The 13,110-nt window shown below is 67.1% G+C and carries 7 protein-coding genes; 6 read left to right on the top strand and 1 reads right to left on the bottom strand.

What is annotated here, in order from left to right:
* Positions 1-259: 259 nt before the first annotated feature.
* Positions 260-2,896, bottom strand: a complete 2,637-nt coding sequence (locus VA599_RS17625; RefSeq protein ID WP_346789801.1) for a family 20 glycosylhydrolase — start codon at positions 2,894-2,896, stop codon at positions 260-262.
* Positions 2,897-3,356: 460 nt separating this feature from the next.
* Between VA599_RS17625 and VA599_RS17630 the strand changes: the two genes are divergently transcribed.
* The 6 genes from VA599_RS17630 to VA599_RS17655 all read left to right on the top strand — a co-directional run bounded on the left by VA599_RS17630 (position 3,357) and on the right by VA599_RS17655 (position 12,917).
* The gene (locus tag VA599_RS17630; protein ID WP_346789880.1) at positions 3,357-5,513 is read left to right on the top strand and encodes a TonB-dependent receptor domain-containing protein; all 2,157 of its coding nucleotides are present in this window, start codon (positions 3,357-3,359) and stop codon (positions 5,511-5,513) included.
* Positions 5,514-5,628: 115 nt separating this feature from the next.
* On the top strand, positions 5,629-5,910 hold the full coding sequence (locus VA599_RS17635; protein ID WP_021474915.1) for a DUF2218 domain-containing protein: 282 nt from the start codon (positions 5,629-5,631) through the stop codon (positions 5,908-5,910).
* Positions 5,911-5,920: 10 nt separating this feature from the next.
* Complete coding sequence (locus tag VA599_RS17640) at positions 5,921-7,030, top strand: ABC transporter substrate-binding protein (RefSeq protein ID WP_346789803.1); 1,110 nt, start codon at positions 5,921-5,923, stop codon at positions 7,028-7,030.
* Positions 7,027-8,094 (top strand): FecCD family ABC transporter permease, encoded by a 1,068-nt coding sequence (locus tag VA599_RS17645; RefSeq protein WP_346789805.1) that lies wholly within the window; start codon positions 7,027-7,029, stop codon positions 8,092-8,094. The genes VA599_RS17640 and VA599_RS17645 overlap by 4 nt, the downstream gene beginning before the upstream one ends.
* Positions 8,091-8,858 (top strand): ABC transporter ATP-binding protein, encoded by a 768-nt coding sequence (locus VA599_RS17650; RefSeq protein WP_346789806.1) that lies wholly within the window; start codon positions 8,091-8,093, stop codon positions 8,856-8,858. The genes VA599_RS17645 and VA599_RS17650 overlap by 4 nt, the downstream gene beginning before the upstream one ends.
* A 156-nt stretch (positions 8,859-9,014) precedes the next feature.
* Positions 9,015-12,917 carry an amino acid adenylation domain-containing protein gene (locus tag VA599_RS17655; protein WP_346789808.1) on the top strand — a complete coding sequence of 1,301 codons (3,903 nt, stop codon included), beginning with the start codon at positions 9,015-9,017 and terminating at the stop codon, positions 12,915-12,917.
* The last annotated feature ends 193 nt before the right edge of the window (positions 12,918-13,110 follow it).

Below are 13,110 nucleotides of genomic sequence, written 5' to 3' on the forward strand. Positions count from 1 at the left end.
CGCCGCCATGAGGCGATTTCCATCTCATGAACCCTATCCCCATCTCGCCTCCGACTGAGCGCCGCCATGTTAGCACAAAGGCATAACCAGCCTGTTTGACCCGAAACCCCTGCCCGACAATCTGGCCAAGCCGATGCTGAACGCCCATGCCAATGAAAACGGCGAGCCAGAGGCCCGCCGTTTCTTTTCACGCCGCCCAGGCATTCAAACCGCATCGGCGCGAAAAGCCACCGTCTTCAAATGCCCGCACCCATGCCGCTCACTGTCCGGACAGGACCTCCGCCCGGCCGGCGCGGCGGCCGTCCTGAGTGATGCCGCGCCAGTAGCGCGCCTGCACTTGCAGGCCGGGCAGATAGTTCTGCCAGCTATGGCCATCGGACGAATACTGCAGGCGCGCGCCCGGCCATTCGGTCGTCACCGAGATGCCATTCGCGTCCGGCAGCACCGCCGGCATCGATACCCGGTAGCCGATGCCGGCGCGCTCCAGCTTGCCGGCCTCGCGCCAGCCCAGCACCGCGGCGAATTGCTGCCAGTCGGCGTTCAGCGCCGCCTTGTCCACCAGATGGGTGACGCCCAGCTGGTAGGTCTCGCCCACCTTGTATGGCCGCTCCCACGCCGCCTTGTGCCAGGCTCGTTCAGCCAACGCCAGCAGGCGCGGGTAGACCATGGTTTCAAACTCGGCATCGGTGCGCATCACCTCGGTCCAGGCCTGGCCCTGGATGCCGGCGTATTGCGCCGGCGCGGCGGAGCTGGTCACCGCGAACGGCTGGCCCTGGCGGTCCGGCATCACTTCGGCGTTTTGCGGCAGGTTGTCCGGCGCGAAGCTGAACACCTTGTAGCTGTCGGTATCGCGCGAGGCCCAGTAGTAGCCGTGCTCGCGCGGGTTCAGCTCGTAAGGGAAGTCGAAGTACAGGTAATCAGGCAACGCCAGCACCGTCTTGAAGCCCTTGGCGGCGTAGCCGTTGACCGCCTGCGCCGCGCCCCAGTACAGCGTGTCCCATTCGGTGACCATGGTATTGCGGGTGGCGAAATCGGACGCGCCGCTGGAGCCGGCCACGCCGTCCTGCCACGCCGCCAACGTCGGGATGCCCTGCTGGGAAACAATGCGGCTGGCCTCGCGCGCGAAGCGCAGCGGCAGGTCGTCCACGCTCTTCAATTTGCCCCTGGCGATCTGCGCCTGGCAGGCCGGCGAGCGGCCCCAAGGCTTGTCCTGCTGCGCCATATTGACCTTGCCCTTGGACGGATCGCTGCCGCTGGCGTCCTGAAAGCCAGAGCCCAGCAGGATGTTCTTGGCCTCGTCGCCGCCGAAATGCCAGGTCTGCAGCGGCTGGCCGGCCTCGCGGTGCATCTGCGCCACCTCGGCCACCAGCTTGGACACGAAACGCCCGCTGCCCGGCACGCAGGGGTTGAAATAGGTGCGGCGGTCGTAGAACTGCACCGACAGCGTGTTGGACTGGTCCTGCGGGTCCAGCAGCCGGTATTCGGCCGCCGCCTGCGGCTGGCCCTGGGCCATCAGCTTGCGGTAGCGCGCCTCCATAGCCACCACCGCGGCGCGGGCGTGCGCCGGCATGTCGAATTCCGGAATCACTTCGATGAAACGTGCCTGGGCGTAGCTCACCAGCGCGATGTAGTCGGCGCGGGTCAGATAGCCGCCTCCGGACTGGTTGGCCGGGCCGGAGCCCAGCTGCGGCACCAGGCACTGGGTTTCGCTCAGGTCATGACAGCGACGCGCGCCGACGTCGGTCAGCTCCGGCAGGCCGGGAATCTGCAAGCGCCAGCCTTCGTCGTCGGACAGATGCAGGTGCAGCTTGTTGAGCTTGTAGGCAGCCATCTGGTCTATCAGGCGGCGCACCGTGGCCGGTTGCTTGAAGTTGCGCGCCAGGTCGGCCATGAAGCCGCGATGGGCGTAGCGCGGCGCGTCCTCCACCGTCATCCAGCGCACCTGGCCGCCGCCCTGCGGCAGCAGACCCAGCAGCGTCTGTGCGCCGTAGAACACGCCGGCGGGATCGAAACCCTCCACCTTCACACCCTGCTGGCCGATCAGCAGCCGATAGCCGCCGGACACGGCGATGTCGGCCGGCAAGCGGGCGCCGACCACGCCGCCGCTGACATTGACGCCCTCGTTGCGCAGCCCCAGCTGCGCCGCGCGCTGCGCCAGCGCGTCCCGCTGCGCCGGGCTGACGCCGGACAGGTTCAGGTTAAGGCCGCGGACCAACAGCTCGCCGCCGCCCAGCTGCTGGCGCAATGTTGCCGGGATGACGCGGTTGGCCGCCTGCGCGGCAGACAGCTGCGGACCGCGCTGGCTGAAGGCGCGATAGCGCTGTTCCGGCGTGGCCAGCGGCCGCAGCTCGCCGGCCGGATTTTTCCAGTTGTCGCCGGTCAGCGGCAGCAGATAGCTGGCCTCGTCGCTGCTGTCGTGCTGCAGCAGCGCCGGCTGCTGGCCGTCCACCGTCACATAGGGGCGGGGCAGCACGTCGCTTTCCTGCAGGATCCAGTATTCGTCTATCAGCGGCAGCTCCAGCTTCTGGCCCGGCGCCAGGCCCTGGAAGGCGGCGGTGGGCGTGATCTGGTACAGGTCGCCGGTGATGTGGCGGAGGGAGAACTGCGGCGTGTCCAGCTTCAGGATGCGGCGGATGCTGTGCAGATACAGATTCCAGCCGCCGCCGGGCGCCACCGCCTGCCCGCCCTTGTTTTCCAGGATCAGCCTCCCCTTCAGGCAGGACGCCCAGTCCGCTCCCAGGTCAGAACACGGCGCGCCGGCCGCGGCGCCCTTATTGGTGTCCACCGCAATCTTCAGCGACAGGCTCTGCCCCAACGCCGCCGCATCCGGCGCGGCCCACGCCCACGCCGACAAGGCGGCCAGCACGGCCGCGCCCAGTAATCGCTTCACGCTCATCGTCCACTCCCTCGCTATCCACCATGGCGTTCCGGGCGCGCGCGTCCGGAGCTCTCGCCGCTGCCCGGCCATGCGCGATGCAAACGGCATTGGTATTTAATTGGTATTCTGAATGGCGCGCAAGCGGTACTGCCAATTAGGACTGGTGCAATGCAAACTTTGCGCAATGGGCTTGCGCGGATTCGGCAAAAACACCGTTGCGATGTCATCTTCTTGCAACACGATGGAATTTCACGCCAATCCCCAACAAATTCATACCCTTGCGCGCGCGCGGCACGCCTCCCGGCCGGATCATGCGTGATCCTTATGAGAATAAAAACGATTCCTATTTGTGTTAAAAATAAGTCGATGTGATAATGGTCCGCTCAATTGACATTCATTGCGCAAATCTAATCCGGCGTCTTGATCGGAACGGCTTGCGATGCGCCAGCCGGCTTGCCAATTGGATATGCGTTCCGTGATGAACACTCTGGGTACGACCAATACAATGAAAAACAAGCGCTCCCCGCACCTCGCGCGCCCGGCATTCCGCCTGGCCATGCTGTCCGCCGCCGTCGGCGCCCTCTATCTGCCCGCAGCGCACGCCGCCGAAGCGGTGCTGCCCTCGGTGGTTGTGACCGCCACCGGCTACGAGCAGAAAATCAAGGAAGCCCCGGCCAGCATTTCGGTGATCACCCGCGAAGACCTGCAAAAGAAGCCGTTCACCAACCTGGCCGACGCGATCAGCGATCTGGAAGGCGTCAACATCAATGGTTCCGGTCCGGGGGACAAGGACATTTCGATCCGCGGCATGCCCGGCGAATACACGCTGATTCTGGTGGATGGCCGACGCCAGAACACTCGCGAAGCCCGCAGCCGCGGCACCGGCGGCTTCCAGCAATTCCAGATTCCGCCGATGGAGGCGATCGAGCGCATCGAAGTGGTGCGCGGCCCGATGTCGTCCCTGTACGGCTCCGACGCGATGGGCGGCGTGGTCAACATCATCACCCGCAAGTCGCCCAAGGAATGGCACGGCTCGATGACGCTGGGCGGCACCATCACCGAGCACTCCGCTGAAGGCAACACCGGCCAGAGCAGCTTCTGGGTCGGCGGCCCGCTGGTGAAGGATCTGTTGTCGCTGCAACTGTACGGCGCGCTGAGCAATCAGGCCGAAGACAATATTTTCTACGCCAAGAGCGGCGACGGCGGTAAAGACGCCAATCATCTGGCCGACATCAACGCCAAGCTGAGCTTTACCCCGAACAAAGATCACGAGATCACGTTCGAAGCGGGACACAATGAGCTGCGCAAGACCACCACTCCGGGCAAGTCAATCAATCCGGTTTATTCAAAAGAAGACCAAATCGATACCCGCGACCATTGGAGTCTGAGCCACAATGGCAAGTACGGCATCGTACGGTCCAATCTGGCGCTGTATCAGGAAATTGAGAAATCGCGTACCGACGTCAACAACGTCAACAACGGCAAGGGCTTGAAGATCACCAACACTACGTTGGATGGCCAGCTATCCTTCCTGTTCGACCGTCATACCTTGAAAATCGGTACCCAGGTCGGCCAATTGGTCGGCTCCGACATGCAAGCCCAAGAAGCCTTCCCGGCACCTGATTACAAATTTACCGGCAAGCCCAACCCCGATCGCATAACCGTTAACACTTGGGCACTCTTTGCCGAAGATACTTATGACCTCACGGATAGCCTGAAACTAACAGGCGGCGGTCGTCTCGATCATCACAGCGTATTTGGCAGCCACTTCACGCCGCGTCTGTATCTGGTCGAGCAACTGAACTCGCAATGGACCTTGAAAGGCGGCGTCGGCAAAGGCTTCAAAGCGCCGACCATCCGCCAGAGCACCGACGGTTATTGCATGCGTACCGGCAGTGGAGCCGAAACAGGCCTTCTATGCGGCAACTCGAATCTGAAGCCTGAAGAAAGCACCTCTTACGAGGCAAGCTTGCATTTCGATAACAACCAGGGGTTGAGTGCGAATGCCACCGCTTTCTACAACCGCTTCAAGAACAAGGTTGTGAGCTTCGGCACCGATCAAATGACTAATGTCCTGCAGTCGCGCAACAGGAAAACGAAAGTCTATGAGGATGCAAGAATCTACGTTTACGACAACGTAGACAACGTAGACATCCGCGGGCTGGAGTTTTCCGGCAGCTGGGCGTTTGCGCCACGTTGGACGGTATCCGGCAACTACACCTACACCAAGTCCAAACGCCACGGCGGCAAGGAAACCACCTTCTCCGGCCAGTCGCTGGAAGGCATGCCGCTGGACAAGACACCGGAACACGCCGGCAACGTCAAGCTGGCCTGGAATCCGGTGGAAAAACTGGACGTCTATACCCGCCTGAATTTCGAGGGCAAACAGTACTACGCAGCATTCCGTAACGGCGCGAGCGGCGTACGAACCCGAGGTGGTTCCAGCACCTGGGATCTGGGCGGCACGTATCGCATCAACAAGACCTTTGATGTCAATTTCGCCGTGTTCAATGTCGCTGACCGCACAGTCGCCATCGACGATCGTCTTGGAAACCGCAGCAACGGTCCGCTCGACGGCAACTGGATGGTCGACGAGGGCCGCCGCTATTGGCTGACCCTGACCGGCAAGTTCTAAACCCCGCGCTCCCCGTCCGCTCTTCGAAAGCGGGCGGGAAGCTACGCACGGCAGTTGCCGGACCCCATCGGTCCGCCAACTGCCTGTTCCCGTTTAAAAGAATGGAGAAAACATCATGCTGAGCAGCCGCGCCTCCCTCACCACCGCCAACGCCGACAAGGTGCTGTACAAGCTGTGCAAGCACTACGCGCTGAAGGTGCCGGTGGATTTCGACACCGAGCGCGCCCATGTGCAATTCCCCATCGGCACCTGCGACATCCAGCGCTCAGGCGACACGCTGGACATGGTGTGCGCGGCGGACGCGGCCGACAAACTGGCCAAAATCGAATTCATCATGGACGAGCACCTGGGCCTGATGGCAAAGCAGCCGGAACTCAAGCTCGACTGGCAAAAGTAAAGGACGCCCGATGAAAACCGTATTCTCCCGCCTGCTGGCCGCCGCGCTGATCGCAGCCGCCGCGCTGTCGGCCCAGGCAGCCACCATCACCGACATCGCCGGCCGCAAGGTGGAAGTGCCGGCCAAGGTGAACCGCATCCTGCTGGGCGAAGGCCGGCTGTTCTACTCGCTGGCGCTGCTGGAAGGCAAGCAGCCGCTGGCCCGCGTCACAGGCTGGCAGGGCGATTTCCGCCAGTTGGACCCGCAAACCTACGCCCAGTACAAGAAACGCTTCCCTGAGATAGACCGCATCCCGCTGATCGGCAAGACCAGCGAGAACTCGGTCAGCGCCGAGAAGGTGCTGACGCTGAAGCCGGACATCGCCATTTTCAGCATCTCCGGCCACGGCCCGGGCCTGAACAACCCCATCGTCCAGCAGCTGCAAGCGGCCAAGGTGCCGGTGGTGTTCGTCGATTTCCGCAACGCGCCGCTGGAGCACACCGTGCCCAGCCTGCGCATCATGGGCAAGGCGCTGCAGCGCGAGGCCGAGGCCGAGCGCTTCATCCGCTTCTACCAAAGCCGGATTGACGCCATCCGCAAGACGGTGGCCGCCATCCCAGCGCAGCAGAAGCCCAAGGTCTTCCTCGACCTGCGCGCCGCCGCCTTCCCCAACGTGACCAGCGCCGGCAAGGGCAGCCTGGGCGAGCTGGTGGACGCCGCCGGCGGGGTCAACATCGGCGACAAGCTGATCCCCGGCGCGGTGGGCGAGGTGAACATGGAACATGTGCTGGCCTCCAAACCAGACTGGTACATCGGCACCGGCACCGCCGACGCGGCAGACAAGATCGGCGTCCAGTTCGGCGCCGACATCTCACCGGCCCAGGCCCGCGAATCGCTGGCCCGCGCCGCCGCGCGCAAGCCGGTGGGCGCGCTCGCCGCCGTGCGCGACGGCCGCACCTTCGGCGCCTGGCACCACTTCTACAACACGCCCTACCACATCGTGCTGCTGGAAGCCTTCGCCAAGACGCTGCAGCCGACGCGCTTCGCCAAACTGGACCCGGACGCCAGCTGGCAGCAGCTGCACCGCGACTTCCTGGCGATCCCGCCGCAGGGCACCTACTGGGTCAAGGGAGGCAAATGAGCGAGTCCGCCCTGCCCCCGCTCACCGCCACCGCGGTGAGCGGCGACTACCGCCGCGCGCTGCTGCGCCGGCTGCTGCTGGTGGCCGGCCTGCTGGCGCTGCTGGCGCTGTCGCTGTCGCTGGACGTCACCACCGGCGCCAGCGGCATGCCGCTGGCCGAATTCTGGCGCACGCTGCTGGAGCCGTCCGCCGCCGATCCGGCCACCGCGGTCATCGTCTGGGACATCCGCCTGCCCTACGCGCTGATCGCCGTCGGCGCCGGCCTGGCGCTGGGCCTGGCCGGCGCGGAGATGCAGACCGTGCTGCACAACCCGCTGGCCGACCCGTTCACGCTGGGCCTGCAGCCGGCCGCCGCCTTCGGCGCGGCGCTGGCGCTGCTGCTGGGCATCAGCCTGCCCGGCATTCCCGCGTCGTGGATGCTGCCGGTCAACGCCTTCGTGTTCGCGCTGGGTTCGGCGCTGCTGCTGGACCTGGTGGCGCGCTGGACGCGTATGGCCGCCAGCGGCGTGGTGCTGTTCGGCATCGCGCTGTTTTTCAGCTTCAACGCGCTGGTTTCGCTGCTGCAATTCGTCTCCACCGCCGACGCGCTGCAAGACCTAGTGTTCTGGCTGATGGGCAGCCTGTCCCGCGCCGACTGGCCCAAGATCGGCCTGATCTTCGCCGCCTTCGCGCTGATCCTGCCGTGGTCGCTGGCCAACGCCTGGCGACTGACCGCGCTGCGGCTGGGCGAGGACCGCGCCGCCAGCTTCGGCATCGATGTGCGCCGGCTGCGGCTGACCTCCCTGCTGCGCGCCAGCCTGCTCACCGCGCTGGCGGTGGCTTTTGTCGGCACCATAGGCTTCATCGGCCTGATCGCTCCGCACATCGCCCGCAGGCTGGTGGGCGAGGATCACCGCTTCTACCTGCCGGTGAGCGCGCTGACCGGCGCGGCCATCCTGTCCATGGCCTCGGTGGTCACCAAGAACCTGATCCCCGGCGTCATCGTGCCGGTGGGCATCGTCACCGCGCTGGTGGGCATCCCCTTCTTCATCGTCATCGTCTTGCGCAACGGAGGCCGGACATGAGCGAGCAGCTGTCCATCGAGAACCTGTCGGTCAGCTACGGCAAACGCCGCGTCATCGACAAGCTGTCCGTCCCCTGTATGCGGGCGGGCGAGGTCACCGCCCTGCTCGGCCCCAACGGCAGCGGCAAGTCCACCCTGCTGCGCGCGCTGGCCGGCCTGCAGGGCGGCGACGGCCTGGTCCGCCTGCGAGACCGCCCGCTCAGCCGCCAGCGCGGCGAGGTGGCCTACCTGCCGCAGACGCTGCCGCCCTGCGTGCATCTGACGGTGTTCGAGTCGCTGATGGTGGCCGGCCAGGCCACCGCCGCCGGCCTGTTCCGCCGCCACGACGACCAGCAGGTGTTCGCGCTGCTGCAGTCGCTGGGCATCGACCACCTGGCGCTGCACTTCCTCGACCAGCTCTCCGGCGGCCAGCGCCAGCTGGTGGGCATCGCCCAGGCGCTGATCCGCGAGCCGGCGGTGCTGCTGCTGGACGAGCCGCTGTCGGCGCTGGACCTGAATTACCAGTTCCACGTGATGGACCTGCTGCGGCGCGAAACCCGCCGCCGCGGCATGGTGACGGTGATCGTGCTGCACGATCTGAACGCGGCGCTGCGCCATGCCGACCGGGCGCTGATGCTGAAAGCCGGCAAGCTGCTGGCCAACGGCGGCCCGGACCAGGTGATAGACGCCGCCACGCTGCAAGCGGTCTACGGCGTCAACGGCCGGGTGGAGCGCTGCTCGCAAGGCGTGCCCCACGTGCTGGTGGACGGTCTGGCCGCAGGCTGACCCTCCCGGCGGGACGGCCAACGCCGTCCCGCTGGATTGAATTCTCCCCTTTTCTCACGCAATGCGATTGAAATTGATATTCAATCGCATTTATGATGTCAGCCTTCGCTCACGCGCCGCCCAGGCGGCCGGCAACAATAACAGGCAGACATCCTCATGACCGAGACTTCCACGCGCCTTCCCGTCAGCTACGCCCAGCACGGCATCTGGATGGGCCAGCGGCTGGCCCCCGACAATCCCGGCTACTGGACCGCCGAGGCCATCGAGCTGAAAGGCCCGCTGGACGCCGGCATCCTGCGCGCCTGCGCCGCCGAGGCGCTTGCCCATTGCCCGGCGCTGAACATGCGCTTCGAGTTCGACGGCGAGACGCTGTGGCAGCATCCGCGGCGCAGCTCGCCCCAGCCGCTGCCCTGGCACGACCTGAGCGGCGAATCCGATCCCGAAGCCGCGGCCGCCGCCTGGATGCGCGGGACGCTGTCCCAGCCCTGCGACCCGGCCGTCGATCCGCTGTACCGCAGCGCGCTGCTCCAGTTGGGGCCGCGCCATTTCCTGTGGTACGTGCAAACCCATCACATCGCGTTGGACGGCTTCGCCTACGGCCTGCTGACCAAGGTCGTGGCCGCGCGCTACAACGCCGCGCTGCGCGGACAGGACGCGCCACCGCTGCCCGATTGGCGGCTGGAGCCAGTTCTGGCGGAAGACCAGGCTTATCAGACATCCGAACAGCGCGAGCGGGACCGCGCGTTCTGGACCGCGCGGCAGCAAGTCTTTCCCGCCGCCGCCACGCTGGCCCCGCCCCAGCCGCTGGCCGACGGCGTGCGCAAGGCCGGCCGCGCGCTGGCCGCAGGCCAGATCGACTCCTGGCAGCGCGCGGCCAAGGCCTGCGGCGTCAACTGGGCCGCCTGGCTGATGGCGGCGACTGCCGCCTGGCTGGCGCGGCACGGCGGCCAGCGCGCCATCACGCTGGGCCTGCCGGTGATGAACCGCATGGGCTCGGCCGCGCTGGCCGTGCCCTGCATGGCGATGAACATCGCGCCGCTCAGCCTGCGGCTGGACCCGGCCCGCAGTCTGGGAGAACTGGCCCGCCAGGCCGCCGACGGCCTGCGCGACATCCGCCCCCACCAGCGCTACCGCTACGAATGGCTGCGCGGCGACCTGGGACGGCTGGACGGCCGCCAGCGGCTATTCGGCCCGGTGCTCAACCTGATGCCCTTCGACCGCCACGCGCCGTTCGACGGCCTGGAAACCCGCATCCGTCCGATCAGTTCCGGCCCGGTGGAAGACCTGTCGATCAACATCAGCCTGCTCAACACCGAGTGGCGGCTCAGCCTGGAAGCCCATCCCGACGCCTATCCGGCCGAGCGGCTGGACGCGCTGTGGCATGACCTGCCGCAATGGCTGGACCAACTGGCCCACGCCGAGCCCGGCACGCCGCTGGCGAGCTTGCTGCCGGACTTGCCGCCGCTGTCCATCCTGGAAGGCGACGCGATCGAGCAGCCGCCGGTCCCGGCGATGGAGCGGCTGGCCGCGCAGGCCGCCGCCCAACCCGACGCGATCGCGCTGGAAGGCGAAGGCCAAGCCCTCAGCTACCGCGAGCTGCTGGACCGCGCGCGAGCGCTGGCCGGCCGCTTGAAGGCCCTGGGCCTGGAGGACGGCGATCGCGTCGCCATCCTGCTGCCGCGCTCGGTGGACTCCGTCGTCGCCATCCTCGGCACGCTGTGGGCCGGCGGCTGCTACGTCCCGCTCGATCCGCTCGGTCCGTCGGCCCGCCTGGCCATGGTGCTGGACGACGCCCTCCCCCGGCTGGCGTTGACTCATCGCCGCTGGGCCGCGCTGTGCGGCGACGCGCCGGCGCTGTGCCTGGACGAAGCGCCGGGCGAAGACGCGCCGCGTCTGGACGCCTGCGCCGCCGGCGTCGACAGCCCGGCTTACCTGCTCTACACCTCCGGCTCCACCGGCAAGCCCAACGGCGTGCTGGTCGGCCACCGCTCGCTCGCGCATTTCATCTCCAGCGCCGGCCAGTTCTACCGCGTCCGCGCCGGCGAGCGCATCCTGCAGTTCGCGCCGCTGCACTTCGATGCCAGCATCGAGGAAATCTTCCTGGCGCTGTGCCACGGCGGCACCCTGGCGCTGCGCGACGACGCGATGCTGGAATCGATGCCGGCCTTCGCCGACGCCGTCGCGCGGCTGAAAATTGATGTGCTGGACCTGCCCACCGCCTTCTGGCACGAGCTCGCCTACGCGCTGACGCCGGAGCTGGCCGGCCGGCTGTCCCGCGTCCGCCTCGCCATCATCGGCGGCGAGGCCGCGCTGCCCGAGCGCGCGCGTCGCTGGCGCGAGCTGCTGCCGAACGCCACCTTGCTCAACAGCTACGGCCCCACCGAAGCCTCCATCATCGCCACCGGCGCCGCGCTGTCCGGCCCTGACGCGGTGTGGGACGGCGGCGAGGACATTCCCATCGGCCTGCCCCGTCCCGGCGTGGCCGCCGCCATCGTCGACGCAGGCCTGCAGCCGGTGGCGCAGGGCGAGGAAGGCGAGCTATGCCTGCTGGGCGACGCGCTGGCCATCGGCTACCTGGGCCGAGACGAGCTGACCGCCCGCCGCTTCGTGGCGCTGGACGCGCTGCCGGGCGCGCCGCGCGCCTACCGCACCGGCGACCGCGCGGTTTGGCGCGGCGGCCAGCTGCGCTTCCTCGGCCGGCTGGACCATGAACTGAAGATCAGCGGCCTGCGCATCGATCCGGCCGAGGTGGAAAACGCGCTGCTGGCCTGCCCCGGCGTGCGCGAAGCCGCGGTGATCGGCCTGCCGCTGGCCGGCGGCGGCTACACGCTGGCCGCCTTCCTCGCCTCGGACGCGGAGCGCGATGCCGGCGCGCTGCGGCGCCAGCTGGCCGAACGGCTGCCCGCCGCCGCCATTCCCGACCGCTGGCAATGGCTGGAACAACTGCCGCGCAACGTAAACGGCAAGATAGACCGCAAGCAATTGGCAGCCATTGACGACGCGCCGGCAGGCGACGCGACCCAAGCCGCCGAGGCCACGCCGCTGGAGCGGCAGATCATGGAAGTGTGGAGCCAGGTGCTGGGCCGCATGCCGGAAGGACCGCACGCCAACTTCTTCGCGCTGGGGGGCAAGTCGCTGCAGGCGATCCAGGCCGCCAATCGGCTGGCACAGTTGCTGCAACGGGAAGTCGCGGTATCAGCGCTGTTCAGCTACAACACCGTCGCCGCGCTGGCGCAGGCGCTGAGCGCGCCGGCCGCGCACCGGCCGCCATCGGCCAGCCAGGGCGGCGAATTCGCGCCGCTGCTGACCATCCAGCCGGGCAAGCTGCCGGCGCTGTTCTGCCTGCACCCGGCGGAAGGCCTGTCCTGGTGCTACCTGGGACTGGCCCGCCACCTGCCGGACACCGCCATCTACGGCCTGCAGGCCGCCGGCATCCAGGGCCAGCTGCCCGCCAGCTTCGACGCGATGGTGGCCGACTACGTCGCCCGCATGCGCGCCGTCCAGCCGCATGGCCCGTACCGGCTGCTGGGCTGGTCGCTGGGAGGCGCGCTGGCGCAGGCGATGGCCGCGGCGCTCGCCGACGCCGGCGAAGCCGTTGAGCTGCTGGCGCTGATGGACAGCTACCCGGTCAGCAGCTGGCAAGGCCGGCCCGAGCCGACCCTGCACGACGCGCTGGTGACCGTGCTCAGCGTCAACGGCGAGGTGGACGCCGATGCCGATGGCCTGCCGCTGGACAACGACGCCATCTACCAGCGCCTGCTGCGCGCCGGCAGCCCGCTGGCGCCGCTGGGCCGCGCCGCGCTGGAAAAGCTGGGCCAAGCCTCGCTGCACGGCATGCGGCTGTTCCGCGACAGCCGCACGCCGGCCTATGCGGGCGACATGCTGCTGTTCCGCGCCGGCCGCCATCCCGGCGACGCGCCGACGCCGGCCGACTGGCAACCGCATCTGCAAGGCCGGCTGGACTGCGTGGAACTGGATTGCGACCACTTCGGCATGAGCGATCCGGAGCCGATGCGCCGCATCGGCGAGGAACTGTCGCGCCGGCTGAATCGCGCCTGAAGCCCCGCGCCCGGCGCGCGTTCTCGCGCCGGGCTTCTCCCCCTCACCTGCGTCAGCAAAATGGATTTTATTTTCCATCCAGGCCCGATTGCGCAATTTTTCGATATTCCCAAGGCATGAAAAGGGGTATTCGGCGATTGACAGGCGATTACTTTGAATATACATTGAACGATAATTATTATCATTATCATCG

The organism is Chromobacterium indicum (assembly GCF_039708975.1).
GTDB classification, from domain to species: Bacteria; Pseudomonadota; Gammaproteobacteria; order Burkholderiales; family Chromobacteriaceae; genus Chromobacterium; species Chromobacterium piscinae.

Excerpts from the sequence above, each read along its gene's own strand:
- VA599_RS17640 (WP_346789803.1), top strand. The coding sequence starts at position 5,921 with ATGAAAACCGTATTCTCCCGCCTGCTGGCCGCCGCGCTGATCGCAGCC.
- VA599_RS17630 (WP_346789880.1), top strand. The coding sequence starts at position 3,357 with ATGAACACTCTGGGTACGACCAATACAATGAAAAACAAGCGCTCCCCG.
- VA599_RS17625 (WP_346789801.1), bottom strand. The coding sequence starts at position 2,896 with ATGAGCGTGAAGCGATTACTGGGCGCGGCCGTGCTGGCCGCCTTGTCG.
- VA599_RS17635 (WP_021474915.1), top strand. The coding sequence starts at position 5,629 with ATGCTGAGCAGCCGCGCCTCCCTCACCACCGCCAACGCCGACAAGGTG.
- VA599_RS17645 (WP_346789805.1), top strand. The coding sequence starts at position 7,027 with ATGAGCGAGTCCGCCCTGCCCCCGCTCACCGCCACCGCGGTGAGCGGC.
- VA599_RS17655 (WP_346789808.1), top strand. The coding sequence starts at position 9,015 with ATGACCGAGACTTCCACGCGCCTTCCCGTCAGCTACGCCCAGCACGGC.
- VA599_RS17650 (WP_346789806.1), top strand. The coding sequence starts at position 8,091 with ATGAGCGAGCAGCTGTCCATCGAGAACCTGTCGGTCAGCTACGGCAAA.